A 22831-nucleotide genomic window follows, 5' to 3' on the forward strand; every position below is an offset into this window, starting at 1 on the left:
GCTCAAGCGGGAAAGGCGGAATCATAGTGGATTCGCCGCCCGCCCAGTGCGCAGCGCACAAACCTCGATCGCGCCAGACAAACCGATACGAAAGTGCCGCCGGAATCGCTGCCGGCGGCACTTCATTCGCTGGCGGGCCGCTTGCCGGGCGGAGCGCTCCGCCGGGACGTCGAAACGCCGCCCGACCCACCCCGCCGTCGAGCGCGCGGGCGCTCAGGCCAGATCGAAGCGGTCGAGGTTCATCACCTTGTCCCAGGCCGCGACGAAGTCGCGCACGAACTTTTCCCGGGCATCGGCGCTGGCATAGACCTCGGCCACGGCGCGCAACACCGAGTTGGAGCCGAACACCAGATCGTTGCGGGTGGCGGTGTACTTCAGCTGGCCGCTCCTGCGATCGCGGCCCTCGAAGCGCTCGGCATCCCCGCCGACCGGCTTCCAGACCGTGCCCATGTCGAGCAGCCTGACGAAGAAGTCATTGCTCAGAACCCCGACCCGGTCGGTGAACACACCGTCCCGGCTGCCGTCGAAGTTGGCGCCGAGCACGCGCAGGCCGCCGACCAGTACGGTCAGCTCCGGCACCGTCAGGGTCAGCTGCTGGGCCTTGTCGATCAGCAGCGTTTCGGTGGACGTCTTGCCGTCGCCCTGACCGTAGTTGCGAAAGCCGTCGGCGCGCGGTTCGAGCACCGCGAAGGATTCGACGTCGGTCTGGTCCTGCCTGGCATCGACGCGGCCCGGCACGAACGGCACTTCCAGCGGCACGCCGGCCGCACGCGCCGCCTGCTCGACGCCGACCACGCCGGCCAGCACGATGACGTCGGCCAGCGCAGCCTTGCCGGACGCCTGCTGGATCGCCTGCAACTTCGGCAGCACGGCGACCGCCGTGCGGTTGACCGCCCAATCCTTCTGCGGGGCCAGCGCCAGGCGCGCGCCGTTGGCGCCGCCGCGCTTGTCGCCGCCGCGGAAGGTCGAGGCCGAAGCCCAGGCCACCGACACCAGCTCGCTGACCGACAGGCCCGAGGCGGCGATCGCCGCCTTCAGCTCGGCGATGTCGGCCGCGCTCGGCGCGTGCACCGGCGCCGGCAGCGGGTCCTGCCAGATCAGGTCTTCGGCCGGCACCTCGGGGCCGAGGTAGCGCGCCTTCGGCCCCATGTCGCGGTGCGTCAGCTTGAACCAGGCCCGCGCGAACGCCTCGTTGAACGCCTGCGGATCGTTGCGGAAGCGGCGCGAAATCTTCTCGAACGCCGGATCGAAGCGCAGCGTCAGGTCGGTGACCAGCATCGTCGGCTTGCGCTTCTTGGCCGGATCGAAGGGATCGGGAATGAGCTCGGGAGCGTCCTTGGCCTCGAACTGGATCGCGCCGGCCGGGCTGCGCACCTGCACCCACTCGTACTTGAACAGGTTCTCGAAGAAATGGTTGCTCCACTGCGTCGGCGTCTGCGTCCACACCACTTCCAGACCCGAGGTGATCGCGTCGGCGCCGGCGCCGCTGCCGTGCGTGCTGGTCCAGCCCAGGCCCATCTGCTCGATCGGCGCGGTTTCCGGATCGGGACCGACCTGGGTCGTCGGGCCGGCGCCATGGGTCTTGCCGAGCGTATGGCCACCGGCGATCAGCGCGACGATTTCCTCGTCGTCCATCGCCATGTTGCCGAAGGTGGCGCGAATCGCCGCCGCCGCGGAAGCCGGATCGCCGCTGGCGTTCGGCCCTTCGGGGTTCACGTAGATCAGCCCCATCTCGGTGGCGGCCAGCGGATTCTTCGCCAGGACCGCCGGATCGCGGTGCGACAGCCAGGCCTTCTCGTCGCCCCAGTTGACGTCGAGGTCCGGTTCCCACACGTCCTCACGGCCGGCGGCGAAGCCGAAGGTGCGAAAACCGCTGTTCTCGAGCGCAACGTTGCCGGCCAGCACGATCAGATCGGCCCAGGAGATTTTCTGGCCGTACTTCTGCTTGACCGGCCACAGCAGGCGACGCGCCTTGTCCAGGCTGACGTTGTCCGGCCAGCTGTTGAGCGGCGCGAAGCGCTGCTGCCCGCGGCCGGCGCCGCCGCGGCCGTCGACCATGCGGTAGGTGCCGGCGCTGTGCCAGGCCATGCGGATGAACAGGCCGGCGTACGTACCCCAATCGGCCGGCCACCAGTCCTGCGAATCCGTCAGCAGCGCTTTCAGATCTGCCTTCAGCGCGGCGTAGTCGAGCGACTTGAATGCCGCGCGGTAGTCGAAGCGCGCGCCGAGCGGATTGGAGCGCTCCGAGTGCTGATTCAGCAAATCGACGCGCAGCTGCTGGGGCCACCAGTCGCGGTTCGTGGTGCCGGTACCGGCGCTGTGGTGGAACGGACACTGGGCTTGGCTCGACATGTTGCTCTCCTTCAGACGTTCAAGGCTCGTAGACACCGCACCGCGGCCCGCGGCGGCGGCCGCGAACCGGCGGATGAAAATGTGCGCGGATGCGCCGGCGCCTTCAGTGCGCCATGGCCCGTACGGTCGGCGCACTGCCGCTCACGGCCACCGTCGCAGCGTCGTAGACGGCCAGCACCGCCAGCGCCAGAACCAGCGGCGCGGTGAAGCGGCGCACGCCGCGCGGACGGGTCGCAGCCACCGTTGCAGCCATTGTTTGCAGACTCATGATCGGGTTCTCCAGCGAATCTGGCGTTTACCTTACGCCCAGGTTTTTGATTAATGAAATTGATTGTTTATTTTGTGTCGATAGAAATTAATGAAGATCGACGACGCATCCGCGCCGCGCAAGTTGGCGAAAAAGCAGCGATCCCCGACAATTGCCGGCTCTTCAAGCCCTCGCCGCACGCCCCCTCATGTCACGCGCCTTCCTGCTGGAACTCGGAACCGAAGATTTGCCGGCCCGCTATGTCGTATCGCTGGCCGAGGCGCTGGCGCGAGGCGTGACCGAAGGTCTCGCGCGGCGCAAGGTCGATTTTCGCGCGCACCGCGTCCTGGCGACGCCGCGCCGCATCGCCGTCATCGTCGAGGACCTCGCCGAACGCCAGCCGGACCAGACCGTCGAGCGCCTCGGCCCGGCGCTTGCCGCCGCCTACAAGGACGGCCAGCCGACGCCGGCCGCGCTCGGCTTCGCCCGCTCCTGCGGCGTCGACTTCGCGGCGCTCGGCCAGAAGGACGGCAAGCTGCACTATGCGAAGGCCGAGCCCGGCAAGCCGACGCCGGCGCTGATCGCGGACATCTTCGAAGAGACGCTCAAGCAGATGGACGAGCTGGTGCCCAAGCGCATGCGCTGGGGCAGCAGCGACGAAACCTTCGTGCGGCCGGTGCAATGGATCTGCTGCCTGTACGGCACCGACGTCGTGCCGCTGCAGCGCTTCGGCCTCGCCAGCGGACGCCTGACGTACGGCCATCGCTTTCACGCCCCGGGCGCGATCGAGCTGTCGACGCCGGCCGACTACGAACCGCGCCTCAAGCATGCCCACGTCTGGGCCGACGTCGCCTCGCGCAAGGCCGAGATCCGCCGCCAGATCCTCGCCGAGGCCGCCAACGCCGGCGGCCACGCGCGCATCACCGAGGACCTGCTCGACGAGGTCACCGCGCTGGTCGAGTGGCCGGTGGCGATCACCGGCCGCTTCGAAGCGCGCTTCCTGGAACTGCCGCCCGAGGTGATCGTCGCCACCGTCGAGACCAACCAGCGCTACTTCACGGTCTTCGAGGACCCCGCGCAAACGCGGCTGACGAACGCCTTCATCACCGTCTCGAACATCGAGTCGCGCGACGTCGCGCAGGTCATCGCCGGCAACGAGCGCGTCGTGCGCCCGCGTCTGACCGATGCGCTGTTCTTCTGGCAGCAGGATCTGAAGCTGCCGCTCGCCGCCTACGGTGAGAAGCTCGCCAGCATCACCTTCCAGAAGGATCTCGGCACGAGCGGCGCGAAGGTGGCGCGCGTTGCGGCGCTGGCCGGCACGATCGCTGCCGACCTCAAAGCCGATCGCGACGCGGCCGTCCGCGCCGCCTCGCTGTGCAAGAACGATCTCGTCACCAAGATGGTCTACGAGTTCCCGGAACTGCAGGGCCTGATGGGCGGCTACTACGCGGAGAAATCCGGCGAAGCGCCGGCCGTCGCGCTGGCGATTCGCGAGCACTATCTGCCGACGCAGCAAGGCACGCCGATTCCGTCGAGCCGCGAAGGCCAGATCGTCGCGCTCGCCGACAAGCTCGACACGCTCGCCGGCATCTTCGCGATCGGCCAGAAGCCGACGGCAAGCAAGGACCCCTACGCGCTGCGCCGCGCCGCGCTCGGCGTGCTGCGCATCTGCCTCGAGGCCGAGCTTCCGCTCGATCTGCCGGCATTGCTGCAATACGCACTGCAACAGCAGCCCGCCGGCAAGCGCGACGCCGCGACGCTCGCCGAACTCGTCGAGTTCGTGCAGGAACGCCTGCGCGCCTATCTGGTCGGCCAGAGCTTCGACGGCCGCCCGGTGACGGTCGAGATGTTCGAATCGGTGCGCGCGCTCGGCGTCACGCAGCCGCTGGACTTCCTGCGCCGTCTGCGCGCGGTGCACGCCTTCGTCGCCAACGCCGCGGCGCCGAACCTCGCCGCCGCCAACAAGCGCGTGCGCAACATCCTCAAGCAGGCCGGCGAAGTCGGCGACACGATCGATGCCGCCCGTTTCGAGCACGCCGCCGAGAACGCGCTGTTCGCCGGACTCGACGACGTCCACGCCCGCAACGCGACGACCGCCGACTACGCACAGCAGCTCGTGAACCTCGCCTCGCTGCGCGAGCCGATCGACGCCTTCTTCGAGGGCGTGATGGTCAACACCGAGGACCCAGCGGTGCGCGCCAACCGCCTGGCGCTGCTGCAGCGCTTCGATACCGCCTGCCGCTCGGTCGCCGATCTGTCGCAGCTGCCGGGCTGAGCCCGCGCCTTGCCGAGGCGTCTTCGATGCGCTGCACGCCCGATCTTCCCGTGCCGCGCTGGCAAGGCCGGGGCGGAGCGCGAGCTTGTCAGAAACGCTGCGCCGCCAGGCTCGACCTCCGCACGTGCCTCGTCGTGGCGCGCTAGAGTGAAGCCATGAAAATCGTCATTCTCGACCGCGACGGCGTCATCAACGAAGACGCCACCGAGTACGTGAAGTCGGTGGCGGAGTGGCGGCCGATTCCGGGCAGCCTCGAGGCGATCGCCAAGCTTTGCCAGGCCGGCTATCGCGTGTTCGTGGCCAGCAACCAGTCCGGCCTCGGCCAAGGCCTGTTCGACTACGACGCGTTCTGCGCGATGAACGATCGCCTGCAGCAGTTGCTCGCCGAGTTCGGCGGCCGCGTCGACGGCATCTTCTTCGCACCGGACCATCCGCAGCGCGCGACGCCGGACCGCAAGCCGTCGCCGGGCATGCTGCTCGATCTCGCCAAGCGCCTCGGCGTCACGCTCGAACAGGTGCCGATGGTCGGCGATTCACTGCGCGACATCGAGGCCGCGCGCGCCGCCGGCGCACGGCCGGTGCTGGTGCGCACCGGCAACGGCGGCGAGACCGAGCGTCGCAGTGCCGGCCGGCTCGACGACGTCAGCGTCTACGACAATCTCGCGGCATTCGCGGTCGCCCTGCTCAGCGGCAGCGAGGCCGTCGGCCGCGCGACCGTCGCTCAGCGGCCGCAGACCGCGTAGTCCTCGCGGCGGCGGTCGATCTCGACGCCGACACTCTTCACGCCCGCCACCGCGCCCGGCTTGTCGATAGCCAGCTTGAGGCTGGCGATCGGATACGCATCGAACAGCGCGCGGGCGATCTTCTCGGCGAGCGTTTCGAGCAGCGCCGGCTGCAGCGTCGCCGCGATCTTGCGCACCGCCTGCGTCACCGCGTCGTAGTCGACGGCATCGCGTACCTGATCGCTGGCCGCCGCGTCGCGCGTGTCGACGCCCATTTCCAGCGACAGCACCAGCGGCCTCGGCAGCTGCCGCTCCCAGCCGTGGACGCCGATGATGGTCTCGAGTTCGAGGCCGCGGATGAAAACCTTGTCCATGGAGTCGCCGTATCAGAAGCCGGGTCAGGAAACGTGTGCGGATGGCGGGCGCAGCTGCGCCAGCGGCCAGCGCGGGGTCGTGAACAGGCCGGCGTCGGCGTGGCGTCCCTCGCCGCGGCGTGCCCAGCCGGCGTACGCAACCATCGCGCCGTTGTCAGTGCAGAACGCCTGGCGCGGGAAGAACAGCGCGAAGCGCTCCTGCTCGGCCAGCGCCGCGAGCTTCTCGCGCAGGCGGCGATTGGCGCCGACGCCGCCGGCGACGACGAGCTGGCCGTAGCCGGTCGCGTCCAGCGCGCGGGCGCACTTGATCGCCAGCGTGTCGGTGACCGCCTCCTGGAAGGACGCGGCGAGATCGGCGCGATCCTGCGCGGCGGCGCCGGCATCGCCATCGGTCTTGAGCGCCGTCAGCACCGCGGTCTTCAGGCCGCTGAAGCTGAAGTCGAGACCGGGCCGGTCGGTCATCGGCCGCGGGAACTTGTAGCGCCGGCCGTCGCCCTGCTCGGCGAGGCGCGCCAGTTCCGGACCGCCGGGATACGGCAAGTCGAGAAGTTTGGCGGTCTTGTCGAAGGCTTCGCCGACCGCGTCGTCGAGGCTCTCGCCGAGCAGCTCGTACTGGCCGATGCCGCGCACGGCGACCAGCAGCGTGTGGCCGCCGGACACCAGCAGCGCGACGAACGGGAACGTCGGCCGCGACGGCTCCAGCATCGGCGCGAGCAGATGCGCTTCCATGTGATGCACGGGAATCAGCGGCAGGTCGAGCGCGAGCGCCAGCCCCGACGCCACCGCGCCGCCGACCATCAGCGCGCCGATCAGACCGGGGCCGGCGGTATAGGCGATGCCGCCGAGTTCGTCCGGCCGCAGCTGCGCCTCGCGCAGCGTCGCCGCGACCAGCTCGTGGATGCGCGCCACGTGATCGCGCGACGCCAGTTCCGGCACCACGCCGCCGTATTCGGCGTGCAGGCGGATCTGGCTGTGCAGCACGTGCGCCAGCAGGCCGCGCTCGCCGTCGTAGATCGCGCAGGCGGTCTCGTCACAGGAGGTTTCGATGCCGAGGATCGGGCGATCGGCGGAAGCGACGGAAGCGGCGGCGGTGACGACGGGCATCCCGCTATTGTATGCGGCGCCTGCGCGTTCGTTTGCAGAGTTTTCGATCGCAAGCTAGAATCGCCGCCCCTTGTCGGGGCTTTGGCCCTTTTTTGCCCAAACATCTTTTAGCGAGAGTGATCTGAATGCCTTCCGTCCGCGTTCGCGATAACGAGCCTTTCGAAGTGGCGCTGCGCCGCTTCAAGCGCACCTGCGAAAAGGCCGGTGTGCTGACCGACCTGCGCAAGCACGAGTACTTCGAAAAGCCGAGCCAGGAGCGCAAGCGTATGCGCGCCGCGGCCGTGAAGCGTCAGGCGAAGAAAGTACAGCGCGAGTCGAACCGTCGCATCCGCCTCTACTAAGCTTTCCGCTTAGTCAGGCGGTCGCGGTTTCGCGGCACCCGATGACCCCGGCCTCAAAACCGGGGTTTCGTCGTTTGTGTCGCCCCACGCGGGTCGCGTAGCGGCCCGCCGAGTCACCCGAGGAATGCACCCCCATGTCCGAACTGAAAACCCGCATCGCCGACGACGTGAAGAGCGCGATGAAGGCCGGCGAGAAAGATCGCCTGTCGGTGCTGCGCATGCTGCAGGCCGAGCTCAAGCAGCGCGAGGTCGTCGACAGCATCGAGCTGACCGACGCCGTCGTTCAGGCCGCGGTCGAGAAGATGATCAAGCAGCGCCGCGACGCCGAGAGCCAGTTCCGCAGCGGCAACCGCCCGGATCTCGCCGACAAGGAAGCGGCGGAGATCGCGGTGCTGATGGCCTATCTGCCGCAGCAGCTGAGCGACGCCGAAGTCGACGCGCTGATCGTCCAGGCGATCGCCGAGACCGGTGCCGCCGGCGGCAAGGACATGGGCAAGGTGATGGGCTGGATCAAGCCGAAGGTCCAGGGCCGCACCGACATGGGCAAGCTGTCGGGTCTGATCAAGGCCAAGCTGGGCTGAGCGCCGGCATGCGAATGTCCGGCGGACATTCGCCCGCGGCACGCCCGACCCGCACGCGCGGCGCCGGCTCCTGCCCGGCGGCGACCTGCGCGCGCGCCGGGGATGGCATCATCATCGCGACGGCAGGCAGCTGAGCGGCATGGCGCGCATCCCCGATTCCTTCATTCACGATCTGCTGGCGCGGACCGACATCGTCGAGCTGATCGGCTCGCGCGTCGACCTCAAGCGCGCCGGCAAGGAAATGAAGGGCCTGTCGCCGTTCACCAGCGAGAAGTCGCCGTCGTTCTTCGTCTCACCGCAGAAGCAGATGTTCTTCGACTTCTCGTCCGGCAAGAACGGCACGGCGATTTCCTTCCTGATGGAGTACGACCGCCTGTCGTTCGTCGAGGCGGTCGAGGAACTCGCCAAGCGCGCCGGACTCGAAGTCCCCCGTGAAGGCGGCTTCGAGCCGAAAGTCGTGCTCGACGGCCCGCTCGACGCGCTGGCCGCCGCCCAGCGCTTCTTCACCGAGCGCCTGCGCCAGTCGCCGCCGGCGGTCGAGTACCTGAAGAAGCGCGGCGTCAGCGGCGAGACCGCGAAGCGCTTCGGCATCGGCTACGCACCGGACAGCTGGGATGCGCTGAGCCAGTTCCTGCAGAACACCCGGCACGGCATCGACGCCGGCCTGCTGATCGAGCGCGAGCCGGGCTCCGGCCGCGCCTACGACCGCTTCCGCAATCGCGTGATGTTCCCGATCCGCGACACGCGCGGGCGGGTCATCGGCTTCGGCGGACGGACCCTCGCCAACGATCCGGCCAAGTATCTGAACTCGCCGGAAACGCCGCTGTTCCACAAGGGTCGCAATCTCTATGGCCTGTACGAGGCGCGCACCTCGACGACCGGCGCATTGCCGTATCTGATCGTCGTCGAAGGCTACATGGACGTGGTGATGCTGTCGCAGTACGGCATCCGCGAGGCGGTCGGCACGCTGGGCACGGCGACCACGCGCGAACATCTGCAGCTGCTGTTCAAGTCGACCAGCAAGATCGTGTTCTGCTTCGACGGCGACCGCGCCGGCCGCGCCGCGGCCTGGCGCGCGCTGGAGCAAGCCCTGCCGGAAACGCACGAGGGCCGCGAGTGCGCGTTCATGTTCATTCCGGAAGGCCACGACCCGGACACCTGGGTCCAGGAGATCGGCGCCGAGGCCTTCCGCGAGAAGATCGCCGAGGCGGCGCCGCTGTCACAGTTCCTGCTCGACTCACTCACCAAACAGGTCAATCTCGGCTCGCTGGAAGGGCGCGCGCGCCTCATCGCCCTGGCCCGCCCGCATCTCGACAAGCTGCCGGCCGGCGCGCTGCGCACCCTGCTGATCGACGAACTGGCGCGACGCGCGCGCCTCGGCCGCGACGATGTCGAGGGCATGCTCGGCGCCGCGCGGACCGGCGCTGCGCCGCCACCGGAAACCGCGGCCGCCGAGCCGGCGCGGGCGGCGCCCGGCGCCTCGCGGCCGATCCGCCGCGCGATGCAGCTGCTGCTGGAGCGGCCGCGGCTGGCCGAGCAGGTCGAGCACATCGATCTGCTGGCGCAGGCTGGCGTGCCGGGCGTCGACGTGCTGATCGAGGCGATCGACTTCTTCAACGCCCATCCGGACGCCCGCGCGGCGCAGCTCGTCGAAGCCTGGAAAGACACGGCCAAGGGCCGCGGCGTGCAGAAACTGCTGGCGCAGGAAGCGCCGCTCGTCGACGAAACGATTGAAACCGAGTTCCGCGACACCATAAATCGCTTGACGTTCAGGGCGCTCGAGGCCGAGGCGACGCGCCTGCTGGAAGAATCCCGGCACCGAGAGCTGACGCGCGCGGAACTGGGAATCATCGAGTCCCTGCACCGCAGCCGCCCGCCCAAATCCCGGCGATGATGGAACCCATCGTCGCCAAAACCGTCAGACTGGCCGTATAATAGCCAGTTCTCCGCCTGATCCGCCGCTCGCCGGCGCTATGTGAAGAGTCCCGCATGGCCAACACCAGCAATTCCGCCGCCAATTCCGACCGCGCCGACAAGACGGCCGCCGAGAAGCAGGCTCAGAAGCAATCGCAGATCAAACTGCTGATCGCGCTCGGCAAGGAGAAGGGCTACCTCACCTACGCCGAAGTGGCCGACCATCTGCCGGAAATCGTCGATACCGAGCAGATCGAAGACATCATCAGCATGATCCAGGCGATGGGCATCCCGGTGCACGAGGAAGCCCCGCAGGAAGACGAACAGCTGTTCTCCGAACCGGCGGTCGTCGCGACCAACGAGGAAGAGGAAGACGCCGCCGAGGAGGCCGCCGCAGCGATCGCCGCGCTCGACGACCAGTTCGGCCGCACCACCGACCCGGTGCGCATGTACATGCGCGAGATGGGCTCGGTCGAACTGCTCGACCGCGAGGGCGAGATCCGCATCGCCAAGCGCATCGAGGAAGGCCTCAACGAGGCCATGTTCGCGATGGCGCAGTATCCGGAGACGGTCGCGATCCTGCTCGAATCGCACGAGAACGCCAAGCAGGGCAAGAAGCGCCTGGCCGACATCATCAGCGGCTTCTTCGATCCGAACGCCGAAGAGGCCGCGCCGGAAGAACTGCCGGAAGAGGACGTCGAAGAGGAAGAAGAGGACGAAGCCGAGAGCGGCGATGACGACGGCGAGGAAGAAGCCGCCGACACCGGTCCGGACCCGGTGCTGGCCGCCGAGAAGTTCGCGGAGCTGCAGTCGCTCTACGACCATGCCTGGGACTCGCTGCTCAAGCTCGGCGCCGGCCATCCGAAGACGCAGGCCAAACGTGAAGCGGTGGCCAGCCACATCATGACCTTCAAGCTCTCGCCGAAGATCGTCGACGAGATCACGCAGAACCTGCGCGCGAAGATCGAGATGATCCGCGAGACCGAGAAGTCGATCATGCGCATCTGCGTCGTCGACGCCGGCATGACGCGTGAGGAGTTCATCAAGATCTACCGTGAGTCCAACGGCGCGACCAGCCCGGACTGGGTGCAGAAGCTGATCCGCGCCAAGCGCAAGTACTCGTCCGAGCTGAACACCCGCCAGGAAGAGATCTACGCGCTGCAGGAACAGCTGCGCAAGATGGAAGGCGACAACCTGATTTCGCTCGACGAGATCAAGGACATCAACCGCCGCATGAACGTCGGCGAGGCCAAGGCCCGCCGCGCGAAGAAGGAAATGGTCGAGGCCAACCTGCGCCTCGTCATCTCGATCGCCAAGAAGTACACGAACCGCGGCCTGCAATTCCTCGACCTGATTCAGGAAGGCAACATCGGCCTGATGAAGGCGGTCGACAAGTTCGAATACCGCCGCGGCTACAAGTTCTCGACGTATGCCACGTGGTGGATCCGCCAGGCCATCACCCGCTCGATCGCCGACCAGGCGCGCACCATCCGCATTCCGGTGCACATGATCGAGACCATCAACAAGCTCAACCGCATTTCCCGCCAGATGCTGCAGGAGATGGGCCGCGAGCCGACGCCGGAAGAACTGGCGAAGAAGATGGAGATGCCCGAGGACAAGATCCGCAAGGTGCTCAAGATCGCCAAGGAACCGATCTCGATGGAAACGCCGATCGGCGACGACGAGGATTCGCACCTCGGCGATTTCATCGAGGACACCGCCGCGGTTTCGCCGCAGGAAGCGGCAACCTCGCAGTCGCTGTCGGAAGCCACGCACCAGATCCTCGCATCGCTGACGCCGCGCGAGGCCAAGGTGCTGCGCATGCGCTTCGGCATCGACATGAACACCGACCACACGCTCGAAGAGGTCGGCAAGCAGTTCGACGTGACGCGCGAGCGCATCCGCCAGATCGAAGCCAAGGCGCTGCGCAAGCTACGTCATCCGAGCCGCGCCAACTACCTGCGCAGCTTCCTCGACGAGTAAGCGCGACGCCAAGAGCGTTGCAGCGACTGTAAACAAGAAGGCCCCGCCGAGCGGGGCCTTCTTCGTTGTCGCGGAGCGGTTTCTCAGCGCGCGCCGATCGTCAGGCGCAAGCCGACGCGCAGGTCGTCGAATTTCAACTCGTCGCTGCCGTCCTTCAGGTCGGTTGCGCGATAGTCGGCGAACAGGCCACACCACGAGTTGATGCTGAACGCCGCGCCGACCAGATACTCCAGGCCGTCGCTCGAATCGCCGCCCTCTTCGACCTTGACGTAACCGACCTGCCCGTACAGCTGCAGCTGCGGCAGCGCGTCGTACTCGACGCGGCCATGCAGCCCGTAGCCGTCCGGCTTGGCCTCGACGGTGCCGAAGCCGTCCGGCTTGATCTTCATGTCCAGCGCGACGTATTCGGCCATCACACCCAGCCGCAGCGCGCCCGGCGACAGCCAGCCAGCACCGGCGCGCCATTGGTCGACGTCGATCTCGCCACCATCATCGTCGAGAGTCGCGGTCTGATATTCGCCGCTGAGGCGGAAGCCGGAAGCGGACAGCGGCAGCTGCACCCGCACGCCGAAGCCATCACCGTCGATGTCGCCGCTGTCGCCGCCGCTCTCGACCTCGAGCTTCGATTGCGCGAGGTAATAGACGTCGAAGACTTGCGCCGGCGGCGGCGCGGCGGCCTGCGCGAGCGCCGGTGCCAGCAGCAGCGGCCATGCGGCCCATTTCACGATCTTCATGGATTCTCCCCTGCTTGTTCTTGCCTGTTCGTTGTCGCCTGTCGATGCGCCCCCTGAAGAACGCCCGCGGATATTAGACAGCCATACCGCGTGCCCGCCGCCGAGTGGCGCACAAAAACCGACGCCGTTGATACCGAAAGCCCCGCACGCGGCGGGGCTGAGATGCACGGCGATCCGGGTGGCGCGTCAGTTGCCCCAGGCGTAGCCGAAGCCCAGCAGGCCGGTGAAGGAATTCGCGTGTTCACGAATGCCGTTGTCGAACGACATTTCGTCGGTGCCGAGCAGCCAGCGCGCATCGACGCTCACAACCAGGTGGTGCGCGAAATGCAGCTGCGCACCGGTGCTGACGGCATAACCCAGGCTTTGCTCGTCGTCGTCGTGGTCGTAGTGATAGCTGTCCTCGTAGGAAACGTAGACGCTGGTGCCGGCCAGGGCAGCGCCGACGTAGGGCCGGAACAGACCGTCGGGCCGCATCAGCCGCAGACCGATGGCGACATCGATCGCCGAGAAGCTGCCGTCGTAGACGCCAAGATCGGGGCGATCGAAATCGTCGCCCGAGAGCTGCACGCTGCCCGTCGCATAGAGCGGCAGTTCGCCGAGCTGCACGTCGGCGAGCACGCCGACGGCGGCTTGGGAGCGAACGTCGTAGATCCCCCACTGGCTGCCATCGAGGTGGCGCCAGCCGAGTCCGCCGCTCACCGAACCGCCCGCCTGCGCGAGCCCCGTGGACACCAGTGCCGACAAGGCGGCGATGAACTGCAGGTAGCGCATTCTTCCTCCCGAAGCGATCAACGTGCCGACGGCACCCCGCGAGTATAGAAGCCGACGCGCGGCACAAAAAAAGACGCGACGCACAGTGGCGCCGCGTCTTCGGGTGAGGCGCCGCCGCGGGCGGCTCAGGGCTGCTTGCCGTGCCCGGCGACCGAGGGCGTGTAGAGCGGCCCATCCTGGGCGGCAAAATAGTGGGCGAGCGCCTTGATGTCCTCGTCGGCGAGCGAGGCGGCCTGCGCCGCCATGATCGGGTTCTTGCGCGCGCCGCTCTTGTACTGGTGCAGTGCTTGCTCGAGGTAGTTCGCGTACTGGCCGGCGAGCACCGGATAGGTCGGCGCAATCGGCTTGGCGCCACGTTCGCCGTGGCAGGACGTGCAGACGGCAGCCTTCTGCGGGGCGGCGGCATCGGCCGCCAGCGCTGGAGCGGCGGGCAGCAGGCCCAGCACGGCAATGGCAATCGAACGCTTCATGAGTCGACCTTTACGGATGCTTGGGCGCGGTGGCGAGGAACGCGGCAATGTCGGCGATATCCTGATCGGACATGCTCGCCGCCTGCGCATGCATGGTGCCGTGCGGCCGGTTGCCGGCCTTGTACTCCTGCAGCGCCGCCGCGAGATACTCGGCCGGCTGGCCGCCGAGCTTCGGCACGCGGTAGGTCGGATACGCGTTGTTGTACTTCGGAATGCCGTGACAACCCATGCAGGTGTTGGCCTTGACGCGGCCGGCCTCGGCATTGCCCTCCGCGGCCTGGACGGCCGGGGCGGCGAGCGCGAGGGCGAGCGGAGCGGCGAGGGCGAGAACACCCCAACGCGCAGACTTCATGATTTGCTCTCCCCGTAACTGATAATGAAGCGGACAAGTTCAGTCTTACTTATAAGCCGCCCTATGTTCCGGAAATTGCCGGCGCCGGTCAACGCAGCGTCCGGTGGCGCGCGGCGCCAAGTCTGGAGCAGGCCGCCGGCGAACTGCTACCCTCGCCCCCCGTCAACCCGCGAACGCCCGCCGTCGATGACCACTCCCCGCTTCCCGCCGGCCGACCGGGCATGGTGAGCCTGATGCGCCGGTCGCGCCCGGCACGCAATCGCGCGCAGGAATTCGCCGCGGTCGATCTGGGCTCGAACAGCTTCCACATGCTGGTCGCGCGCAGCGACGGCGGCGAACTGCAGATCATCGACCGCCTGCGCGAACCGGTGCGGCTCGCCGCGGGCCTCGAAGCCGACCGCCGCCTGAGCCCGCTGGTCGCGGCGCGCGCCCTCGCCTGCCTGCAGCGCTTCGGCGAACGGCTGCGCGGCATCCCGTCGTCGCAGGTCCGCGCCGTCGGCACCAACACCATGCGCAAGCTCAAGGTCGGCAGCGATTTCATACCGGCCGCCGAAGCCGCGCTGGGCCACCCGATCGAGGTCATCGCCGGCCCCGAGGAAGCGCGACTGGTCTATGGCGGCGTCATCCATGGCCGCGGCCGCGCGAAACCGCGACGCCTCGTGGTCGACATCGGCGGCGGCAGCACGGAACTGATCATCGGCCGCGGCGAGGCGCCGCGCCTGCTCGAGTCGGTCTCGCTCGGCTGCGTCGTGCATACGCAGCGCTTCTTCGCCGACGGCCGCATCACGCCGTCGCGCTTCGCGCGCGCGCGGCTGGCGGCGGCGCTCGAACTGGAATTCCTCGCGCAGCCCTACCGCCGCGCCGGCTGGGACCTGGCGGTCGGCTCCTCGGGCACGATCCGCGGCATCTGGCGCGTGCTGCGGGAGCGCGGCTGGATCGACGAGGAGATCACCCGCGGCGGTCTCGAGCAGCTGATCGAGCTGGTGCAGCGTCGCCGGCACGTCGCGGATATCGATTTCCCGGCGCTGCGCGAGGACCGCCGGCCGGTCTTCGTCGGCGGCCTCGCAGTGCTGGCCGGCGTCTTCGACACGCTGGCGGTCGAGCGCATGGAAAGCTCGGACCGCGCGCTGCGCGAAGGCCTGCTCTACGACCTGCTCGGCCGTCTCAGCAACCAGGACGTGCGCGATGCCGCCGTGCAGGCGATGGCGCGTCGCTACGGCGTCGATGCCATGCACGCGCACGATCTGGAACGCACCGCCCTGCGCATCCTCGGTCAGGTCGCGCCCGCCTGGCAGCTCGAAGCGCCGGCGATGGCGCAGTTCCTGCGCTGGGCCGCGCAGCTGCACGAGGTCGGCCTCGCCATCACCCACAACGGCTACCACAAGCACAGCGAGTACATCGTCCGCCACAGCGACATGCAGGGCTTTTCGCAGACCGACCAGCAGGTGCTCGCCGCGCTTGTGCGTCTGCACCGCGGCAAGTTCGCCGACGACGTGCTGCTGGAACTGCCGGCCAACTGGCTCGAACCGACGCGGCGCCTGGCGATCGTTCTGCGTCTGGCCTATCTGCTGCACCGCTCGCGCGCGCCGGACCTGCGTCCGCCGATCCGCGTCGAGGCGACGCGCAAGAGCATCGCGCTCGGCTTCACCCGCGACGGCTGGCTGGCGCGGCACCCGCTGACGCTGGCCGATCTCGAACGCGAGCAGGAATATCTGTCGGCCCAGCCGCTCAAGCTGCGCCTGATCTAGGCGCGCCCACGCCACCGGCCCGGCGCGCGGCGCGCGCTACTCCTCCATCAGGCGCTGCTGGATCGGCTTGCCTTCGACCTTCTCGGCGCGCTGGTACGAGCCATCGGCCTGCAGGAACCAGCTCTGGGCAGTGTCCTGCAGATAGCCGTGCAGGTCGCCGACGATGCGCTCGCGCAGGCGGCGGTCGGCGATCGGGAACGCCACCTCGACGCGCTTGAACAGGTTGCGCTCCATCCAGTCGGCGCTCGACAGGTAAAGCTCGGGCTCGCCGCCGTTGGCGAAGAAGTAGACACGGTGGTGCTCAAGGAAGCGGCCGACCACCGAGCGCACCGTGATGTGCTCGGACAAGCCCTTCACGCCGGGCCGCAGCGAGCACATGCCGCGCACGATCAGGTCGATCTTCACGCCGGCCTGCGAGGCGCGGTACAGCGCCTGGATCATTTCCGATTCCACCAGCGCGTTCATCTTGGCGATGATCTGCGCCGGCCTGCCCTTCTTCGCCAGCTCGATCTCGCGCTCGATCTTGGCGTGGACCTGCTTGGCGAGCGTGAACGGAGACTGCAGCAGACGGGTGAGCTTGGTGACCTTGCCGAGGCTGGTCAGCTGCAGGAACACCGCGTGCACGTCGTGGCAGATCGCCGGATCGGCGGTGAACAGGCCGTAGTCGGTATACATGCGCGCAGTGCGCGGATGGTAGTTGCCGGTGCCCAGGTGCGCGTACTGGCGCAGCCCGCCTTCCTCGCGCCGCACCACCAGGCACATCTTGGCGTGCGTCTTGTAGCCGACCACGCCGTAGACGACGTGCGCGCCGACATCCTGCAGCTGCTCGGCGAGATCGATGTTGTTGGCCTCGTCGAAGCGCGCGCGAAGTTCGACGACCACCGTCACTTCCTTGCCGTTGCTCGCCGCCTCGATCAGCGCATCGACGATCGCCGACTTGTCGCCGGTGCGGTACAGGGTCTGCTTGATCGCCAGCACTTTCGGATCGCGCGCCGCCTGACGCAGGAACTCGACGACCGGCGCGAACGAATCGTACGGATGATGCAGCAGCTGGTCGCGCTCGCGGATCGCCGCGAACAGATCGGGGCCGGCCAGCGCCTTGGGCACGCGCGGCGTGAACGGCGGGTACTTGAGGTCCGGACGATCGACGAGGTCCGGAATCGCCATCAGGCGGTTGAGGTTGACCGGGCCGTTGACCTGGAACACGTCGTCCGGCGTCAGCTGCGCGACGTCCATCAGGTACTGCCACATCTGCTCGGGACAGTTGTGCGCGACTTCGAGGCGCACGATGTCGCCCCACTGGCGCTGCGACAGCTCGCCTTCGAGCGCCTCCATCAGATCCTTGGCTTCTTCCTCGTCGACCAGCAGGTCGGAGTTGCGCGTCAGGCGGAACTGGTAGCAGCCGCTCGCCTCCATGCCGGGAAACAGCTCGTCGACGTAGGCGTGGATCACGCTCGACAGGAACACGAAGTCGTACGGTCCGCTGCCGGCGACGTCGCGCGGAATCTGGATCAGACGCGGCAGCGCGCGCGGCGCCTGCACGACGGCGAAGCCGGTGTTGCGGCCGAACGCATCCTTGCCCGACAGCTGCACGATGAAGTTCAGCGACTTGTTGAGAATGCGCGGAAACGGATGCGCCGGATCGAGGCCGAGCGGCGACAGCACCGGTGCCAGCTCGTTCTGGAAGTAATTGCGCAACCAGGCGTCCTGCTCGGCGCTCCACTCGCTGCGGCGCACGAAGCGGATTTTCTCGCGCTCCAGCGCCGGAATCAGCACGTCGTTGAAGACCCGGTACTGCTCGGCGACCAGCGCGTGCGCGCGCGTGCTGATCGCCGCCAGGGTCTCGGCCGGCGACATGCCGTCGGCGCCGCGGTTCAGCGGATTGAGCTCGGCCATCTGCTGCAGGCCGGCGACGCGGATCTCGAAGAACTCGTCGAGATTCGAGCTGGAAATGCACAGGAACTTGAGCCGCTCGAGCAGCGGCACCGTCTCGTCGAGCGCCTGCGCGAGGACGCGGCGGTTGAATTCGAGCAGCGACAGTTCGCGGTTGAGGAACAGGTCGGCGCTCTGGAAGCTCAGTTCGACGGGAAGTTCGGGCGGGGTCTTGCTCATCGGCGTTTCCGCGGTCGGGCTGCGGGGCGGCAGAGCGCCCGGATGCAGCGGGAATCGCCAGTCTAAGACAAAGAAGATGAAGGCGGCGTGACGCCGCCGCCGGCGCAAATCGTTGTTTTCCCAGCGCCGCTCAATCCTTGGCGAGCGCGCGGCGGGTCAGGCCCGGATAGCGCGCAAGCAGCCAGCGGTGCTGCATCACGTAGCGCGCGACCTTGGCGATGTCGTGAACGTAGCCGGCGTTGACGGCGCCGCCGATCGCCGCGCCGATCACAGGCACCAAGCCAAGCCCGGAGGCCGAGCGCCGGCCGAGGTTGAAGCCGATGCGGTTGGCCAGCGTCTTGAGGCTGAACTGCGCCGCCTCCTTGGCGATCTGGCGTTCGGCGACGCGCTCGATGCCGTCGCGCCACGCCGCCTCCAGCAGATCCGAGGCATGCGTCAGCGCGAACCAGGCGTCGCGCTTCTCTTCGAGCGAGTTCGCCGAGGCCAGCGCGAACACGCCGATCGCCAGGCCCTTGCGCTCCTGCGCCCGCCAGTCCTCGCCGTAGCAGTACGCGGTGCGGTGGATCGTGCGCAGCGCCACGCCGAGCAGCGTCGGAATATCGGCCGCCATACCCGGTGCGCCGGCGAAGCCGAACAGCGCGCCGGCGCTGCCGCCGAGCGCCATGCCGCGCCACTCGACGCGGCGCGCGAGACGGTCGCATTCGTCGAGCGGCGCCGTGCGCAGCGCGGCCAGATCGTCGACGCCCGCGGCCTTGAGCACGTCGCGCTGCGCCGCGCTCCAGCCGGCGGCGTGATCGAGCCCGTGCAGCACGGCGCGCAGCGCGGCGACCGGGACCAGATGTTGCGCCGCGTAGGCGGCGACCCGGCTCGGCCCGGACAGCACCTGCGTGCCCCAGTCCGGGCTGGCGCCGCGCCAGCGCTCGATCGTGTCCCACTGCGCCTGTTCGTAGGCGTCCGGCTTCCTGCGCTTGCTCATGCGATCACCGTCGGCGTTTTCGCCGATTGTGCCGCGCACGGCGGTTGACCGCACGGCGAAGTCTGGCCGATCCTGCATTCCATGTGCCTGATCGCCCTCGCGCTCGACGCGCATCCCCGCTATTCGCTCGTGCTCGCCGCCAATCGCGACGAGTTCCACGCCCGGCCGACGGCGCCTGCCTCGTGGTGGGACGACGCGCCGCAGATCTTCGGCGGCCGCGACCTGCAGCAGCACGGCGGCTGGCTCGCCGCGAGCCGCGACGGCCGCTGGGCCGCCGTCACCAATGTGCGCCGCATGGAGCTGCCCGACCCGGCCGCGCCGTCGCGCGGCGCGCTGATCGCCAACTACCTGCGCGCCGAGATCGGCGCACAGGACTACGGCGCGTCGCTGGCAGCCGGCGCGCGGCGTTACGCCGGCTTCAACCTGCTGCTCGGCGACCGCCGCGGCGTCTGGTATCTCAGCAACTGGCCGGAATTCACGATGCAGCCGCTCGCCGCCGGCGTGCACGCGGTCAGCAACGCCAGCCTCGATACGCCGTGGCCGAAGCTCGTGCGCCTGAAGTCGCGCGTGTCGCAGTGGTGCGCGGACGCCGAAACCGACACCGGCAGCCTGTTCGCCGCGCTCGCCGACCCGCGCCGCGCCGCCGACGAGGACTTGCCGGATACCGGCATCGGCCTGGAACGCGAGCGCTTCCTGTCGGCGCCGTTCATCCGCAGCGCCGCCTACGGCACGCGCAGCAGCACGGTGCTGACGATCGACGCCGGCGGCCACGCCGGCTTTCACGAGAAGCGCTACGGGCCCGACGCCGCCTATGCCGGCGAGACGCTCGAATACCTGCAGCTCGGCTGAGCGCGCGACGGGCGAAAGACGTCATGGCCAGGATGAGCCCCCAGAACGAGCGCGAGTTTGAAGCGTTGGCCGCCTATGTCTGTCTCTTCGCCACGGTCGTGTGGCGAGTCCCGGAATCCGCACCCCATCACCCGGTGCACCACATGGGTATTGTCCCTGGACAAATCAGCAAGTCCCAGCGTCTCGCCGGGCTTCGCCAGGCAGCCAACGACACCGTTGAGTCATCAGAAGATTTCACGCCGGAGCAGGTATCTGCGTTCGATGCCATATGCCGGAGCAAGGGCGTCATCACGCTGACGGAAATCCGGCGGCGTTACTGGAAAAAGTACAAGGCGCTTATCAAGAGAGGGCGTCTTCGCGACGAGACCGAATACTATCTGGCGGTCGGCCTGTTGAATGACCTCGCAGCGGAAATCAGCCCCGCTGAGCGCGAAAAGCTACAAAGCCTGGTCTCCGAGTTCGAGAGGCGTATCGCCCAATCGGGTACTCACGCCGGCGGCTCCACTCCGGGCCGGTCCGCGAGCTGACTGCCCGGCGATGGCGAGCGACTCCACACTGTACTCGGCGGTGCTCGACAGCCCGCTCGGGCCGCTGCACGCGGTCGCCGGCGATGCCGGTCTGGCGCTGCTCGAGTTCGCCGAGCCGCGGCGGCTCGACGCGCAGCTCACGGCACTGCGCCGCCACTTCGACATCGAGCCGCAGCCCGGCGCGCATCCGCTGTTGCACCAACTCGCCGGCGAGCTCGATGCCTACTTCGCCGGCCAGCTGCGCGCCTTCACGACGCCGCTGCAGCTGCCGGGCAGCCCGTTCCAGCGCCGTGTCTGGACGGCGCTGCTGCAGATCCCGTACGGCCAGACGCGCTCGTATGAAGCGCTCGCGCAGTCGCTTGGCGACGGCGCGGCGACGCGCGCCGTCGGCTGCGCCAACGGCGCCAATCGCCTGGCCATCGTCGTGCCCTGCCATCGCGTGCTGAACAAGAGCGGCGCGCTCGGCGGCTACGGCGGCGGCCTGTGGCGCAAGCAGCAGCTGCTGGCGATCGAGGCGCGCGCCGCCTTCGCGCTGAGCGGCTGAGCGGCTGAGCGGCGCTCAGTCAACCGACAGGAACAGGATCGCGCCGACGCAGCTCGAGGTCGTCGCGAAGAACGGGCCAAACGGCACGGCGCCGCAGAAGCCGGTCAGCGCGCCGGAGTTCAGGCCTCGATGGTCATCGCCGCCGGCGCCGCGAGCGGCGCTGCCAGCGCCGGCAGCGCAGCGATCGTGAGCAGAGGCTTCATGTCGGCAGCCTCCCTTGCCGAAACGGTTTCAACGCAGGCGCAGGCCGCCGTCGACCGGCAGGATCGCGCCGGTGATGTAGGCGGCGTCGGCGGACAGCAGGAAGCGCACCGCGCGCGCGATCTCCTCGGCGCCGCCGAGACGGCCGAGCGGGATGCGCGCCAGCTCGCGGGCCTGCTCGTGCTCGGCGATGCCGCCGGACTCCGCCCACAGCATGTGCCCCGGCGCGACCGCATTGACGCGCACGCGCGGCGCCAGCTCCAGCGCCAGCGTCTCGGTCAGCGACCACAGGCCGGCCTTCGCCGCGTAATAGGCCGGATAGCCCGGCTGCGGATGCCAGAGCTGCGCGTCGACGATGTTGACGACCGCCGCATTGGCGCCGAAATGCCGCGCGCAGGCCTGCGTCAGCAGCAGCGGCGCGCGCAGGTTCGACGCCAGCAGCTCGTCGAGCCGGGCCGCGCTCAGCGTGCCGAGCGGCGTCGCGAAATAGCTGGAGGCGTTGTTGACGAGCGCGTCGAGCCGGCCCCAGGCGGCATGCGCGGCGTCGGCGAGCCGGTCCAGCGCGCCGGCGTCGCCGAGGTCGGCGGCGAGCAGGCGCGCCGAGTCCGCGCGCCCGGCGTTGAGCGCGTCGACCAGCGCCTGTGCCTCGTCGCGCGAGCGGTGCGCGTGCACCAGCACGTTCCAGCCGGCGGCGTGTTGCAGGCGCGCGATCGCCGCGCCGATGCGCCGCGCGGCGCCGGTGACGAGCACGACCGGCGCGCTCGTGTGCGAATCGTCGAGCGGTTTCATGTCCTGTCCTTTATTCTTGCGCGTCACTTTCCCTCCTGTCCGGCTCGCGCATCGTGGAATCCCTGCTCAACGTCATCTGGCTCGGCATCATCGAAGGCATTACCGAATTCCTGCCCATTTCCAGCACCGGTCATCTGCTGATCGCCGAGCACTGGCTGGGGCATCGCTCGGACCTGTTCAACATCGGCATCCAGGCCGGCGCCATGCTCGCCGTCGTGCTGATTTATCGTCAACGGCTCTGGGACCTGACGCTGCACTTTTCGCAGCCCGACAACCGCGACTACTTCCTCAAGCTCAGCGCCGCATTCCTGATCACCTGCGCCGGCGGCTTCATCGCCAAGAAACTCGGCCTGACGCTGCCGGAAACGGTCGCGCCGGTGGCCTGGGCGCTGATCGTCGGCGGCTTCGCGATCCTGCTGATCGAGCGCCTCGCCGAGCGCATGCCGCTGCGCGAGGACGTGACCTGGAAGATCGCGATCTGGGTCGGCCTCGCGCAGGTGCTCGCGGCGGTGTTCCCGGGCACCTCGCGCTCGGCGGCGACGATCTTCGCGGCGATGCTCGCCGGCCTGTCGTCGCGGCCGCGCGCCACCGAGTTCGCGTTCCTGGTCGGCATCCCGACCATGTTCGCGGCCACCGGCTACGAAATGCTGAAACTGGCCAAGACCTCCGCCTTCGGCGAGGAAAACTGGACCGAGTTCTGGGTCGGCTTCTTCGTCTCGGCCGTGGTCGCCTTCATCGCCGTGAAGTGGCTGCTGCGCTACGTGCAGGTGCACCGCTTCACGATCTTCGCGTGGTATCGCATCATCCTCGGCGCCGGCCTGCTGCTGTTCCTGCCGAGCTGAAACAACCGGTGCAGCCCCAAAAA

The 22831-nt window shown here is 68.5% G+C and carries 22 protein-coding genes; 11 read left to right on the plus strand and 11 right to left on the minus strand.

Annotated elements, in window-relative coordinates; translation table 11 throughout:
- Positions 1-213: 213 nt before the first annotated feature.
- Both katG and H149_RS23210 read right to left on the minus strand, forming a co-directional pair.
- Positions 214-2352, minus strand: coding sequence for a catalase/peroxidase HPI (katG, locus tag H149_RS0111925; RefSeq protein WP_020649990.1), 2139 nt, complete (start codon positions 2350-2352; stop codon positions 214-216).
- A 103-nt stretch (positions 2353-2455) separates the two neighbouring features.
- A complete protein-coding gene (locus H149_RS23210; RefSeq protein WP_154654767.1) occupies positions 2456-2620 on the minus strand; it encodes a hypothetical protein in 165 nt (54 codons plus the stop codon).
- A gap of 187 nt (positions 2621-2807) precedes the next feature.
- On the opposite strand from H149_RS23210, the gene glyS reads away from it, so the two are divergent.
- On the plus strand, positions 2808-4874 hold the full coding sequence (glyS, locus tag H149_RS0111935; protein ID WP_020649992.1) for a glycine--tRNA ligase subunit beta: 2067 nt from the start codon (positions 2808-2810) through the stop codon (positions 4872-4874).
- Positions 4875-5029: 155 nt separating this feature from the next.
- The gene (gene gmhB / locus H149_RS20785) at positions 5030-5617 is read left to right on the plus strand and encodes a D-glycero-beta-D-manno-heptose 1,7-bisphosphate 7-phosphatase (protein WP_020649993.1); all 588 of its coding nucleotides are present in this window, start codon (positions 5030-5032) and stop codon (positions 5615-5617) included.
- On the opposite strand, the gene folB is transcribed toward gmhB, so the two are convergent.
- Together folB and tsaD are read right to left on the minus strand one after the other, a co-directional pair.
- A complete protein-coding gene (gene folB, locus H149_RS0111945; RefSeq protein ID WP_020649994.1) occupies positions 5596-5970 on the minus strand; it encodes a dihydroneopterin aldolase in 375 nt (124 codons plus the stop codon). The two genes, gmhB and folB, sit on opposite strands and share 22 nt — an antisense overlap.
- 24 nt (positions 5971-5994) lie before the next feature.
- Positions 5995-7074 (minus strand): tRNA (adenosine(37)-N6)-threonylcarbamoyltransferase complex transferase subunit TsaD, encoded by a 1080-nt coding sequence (tsaD, locus tag H149_RS0111950; protein WP_020649995.1) that lies wholly within the window; start codon positions 7072-7074, stop codon positions 5995-5997.
- A gap of 125 nt (positions 7075-7199) precedes the next feature.
- Between tsaD and rpsU the strand changes: the two genes are divergently transcribed.
- The 4 genes from rpsU to rpoD all read left to right on the plus strand — a co-directional run bounded on the left by rpsU (position 7200) and on the right by rpoD (position 11893).
- Positions 7200-7415, plus strand: a complete 216-nt coding sequence (gene rpsU / locus H149_RS0111955; RefSeq protein ID WP_026353118.1) for a 30S ribosomal protein S21 — start codon at positions 7200-7202, stop codon at positions 7413-7415.
- 134 nt (positions 7416-7549) lie between these two features.
- Complete coding sequence (locus H149_RS0111960; RefSeq protein WP_020649997.1) at positions 7550-7996, plus strand: GatB/YqeY domain-containing protein; 447 nt, start codon at positions 7550-7552, stop codon at positions 7994-7996.
- Positions 7997-8135: 139 nt separating this feature from the next.
- Positions 8136-9890, plus strand: coding sequence for a DNA primase (gene dnaG / locus H149_RS20790; RefSeq protein WP_020649998.1), 1755 nt, complete (start codon positions 8136-8138; stop codon positions 9888-9890).
- Positions 9891-9985: 95 nt separating this feature from the next.
- Positions 9986-11893, plus strand: a complete 1908-nt coding sequence (gene rpoD / locus H149_RS0111970; protein WP_020649999.1) for an RNA polymerase sigma factor RpoD — start codon at positions 9986-9988, stop codon at positions 11891-11893.
- A gap of 83 nt (positions 11894-11976) precedes the next feature.
- On the opposite strand, the gene H149_RS0111975 is transcribed toward rpoD, so the two are convergent.
- The 4 genes from H149_RS0111975 to H149_RS0111990 form a co-directional block, all read right to left on the minus strand.
- Entirely contained in the window at positions 11977-12627 is a 651-nt protein-coding gene (locus H149_RS0111975; protein WP_020650000.1) for a porin, read from the minus strand.
- 186 nt (positions 12628-12813) lie between these two features.
- Positions 12814-13398 (minus strand): outer membrane beta-barrel protein, encoded by a 585-nt coding sequence (locus tag H149_RS0111980; protein WP_020650001.1) that lies wholly within the window; start codon positions 13396-13398, stop codon positions 12814-12816.
- Between the two features lie 125 nt (positions 13399-13523).
- Positions 13524-13868: a c-type cytochrome gene (locus H149_RS0111985; RefSeq protein WP_020650002.1), complete on the minus strand. Its 345-nt coding sequence runs from the start codon at positions 13866-13868 to the stop codon at positions 13524-13526.
- Between the two features lie 10 nt (positions 13869-13878).
- Positions 13879-14220, minus strand: a complete 342-nt coding sequence (locus H149_RS0111990) for a c-type cytochrome (protein ID WP_020650003.1) — start codon at positions 14218-14220, stop codon at positions 13879-13881.
- A 233-nt stretch (positions 14221-14453) separates the two neighbouring features.
- Between H149_RS0111990 and H149_RS0111995 the strand changes: the two genes are divergently transcribed.
- Entirely contained in the window at positions 14454-15968 is a 1515-nt protein-coding gene (locus H149_RS0111995; RefSeq protein ID WP_039748864.1) for a Ppx/GppA phosphatase family protein, read from the plus strand.
- Positions 15969-16004: 36 nt separating this feature from the next.
- On the opposite strand, the gene ppk1 is transcribed toward H149_RS0111995, so the two are convergent.
- Complete coding sequence (ppk1, locus tag H149_RS0112000; protein WP_020650005.1) at positions 16005-18080, minus strand: polyphosphate kinase 1; 2076 nt, start codon at positions 18078-18080, stop codon at positions 16005-16007.
- Positions 18081-18210: 130 nt separating this feature from the next.
- Entirely contained in the window at positions 18211-19056 is an 846-nt protein-coding gene (locus H149_RS0112005; protein WP_169518343.1) for an EcsC family protein, read from the minus strand.
- An 81-nt stretch (positions 19057-19137) separates the two neighbouring features.
- Here H149_RS0112005 and H149_RS0112010 point away from each other — a divergent pair, with 81 nt between their 5' ends.
- The 3 genes from H149_RS0112010 to H149_RS20795 are packed head-to-tail and all read left to right on the plus strand — an operon-like array spanning position 19138 to position 20976.
- A complete protein-coding gene (locus H149_RS0112010; RefSeq protein WP_020650007.1) occupies positions 19138-19905 on the plus strand; it encodes an NRDE family protein in 768 nt (255 codons plus the stop codon).
- Between the two features lie 23 nt (positions 19906-19928).
- Positions 19929-20432, plus strand: coding sequence for a hypothetical protein (locus H149_RS0112015; RefSeq protein ID WP_020650008.1), 504 nt, complete (start codon positions 19929-19931; stop codon positions 20430-20432).
- A 10-nt stretch (positions 20433-20442) separates the two neighbouring features.
- Positions 20443-20976, plus strand: a complete 534-nt coding sequence (locus H149_RS20795) for a methylated-DNA--[protein]-cysteine S-methyltransferase (RefSeq protein ID WP_020650009.1) — start codon at positions 20443-20445, stop codon at positions 20974-20976.
- A 231-nt stretch (positions 20977-21207) separates the two neighbouring features.
- Here the strand turns inward: H149_RS20795 and H149_RS0112030 are convergent, their stop codons facing one another.
- Complete coding sequence (locus H149_RS0112030) at positions 21208-21966, minus strand: SDR family oxidoreductase (RefSeq protein ID WP_026353121.1); 759 nt, start codon at positions 21964-21966, stop codon at positions 21208-21210.
- Positions 21967-22019: 53 nt separating this feature from the next.
- On the opposite strand from H149_RS0112030, the gene H149_RS0112035 reads away from it, so the two are divergent.
- Positions 22020-22808 carry an undecaprenyl-diphosphate phosphatase gene (locus H149_RS0112035; protein WP_020650011.1) on the plus strand — a complete coding sequence of 263 codons (789 nt, stop codon included), beginning with the start codon at positions 22020-22022 and terminating at the stop codon, positions 22806-22808.
- The last annotated feature ends 23 nt before the right edge of the window (positions 22809-22831 follow it).

The organism is Solimonas variicoloris DSM 15731, from assembly GCF_000382285.1.
GTDB classification, from domain to species: Bacteria; Pseudomonadota; Gammaproteobacteria; order Nevskiales; family Nevskiaceae; genus Solimonas; species Solimonas variicoloris.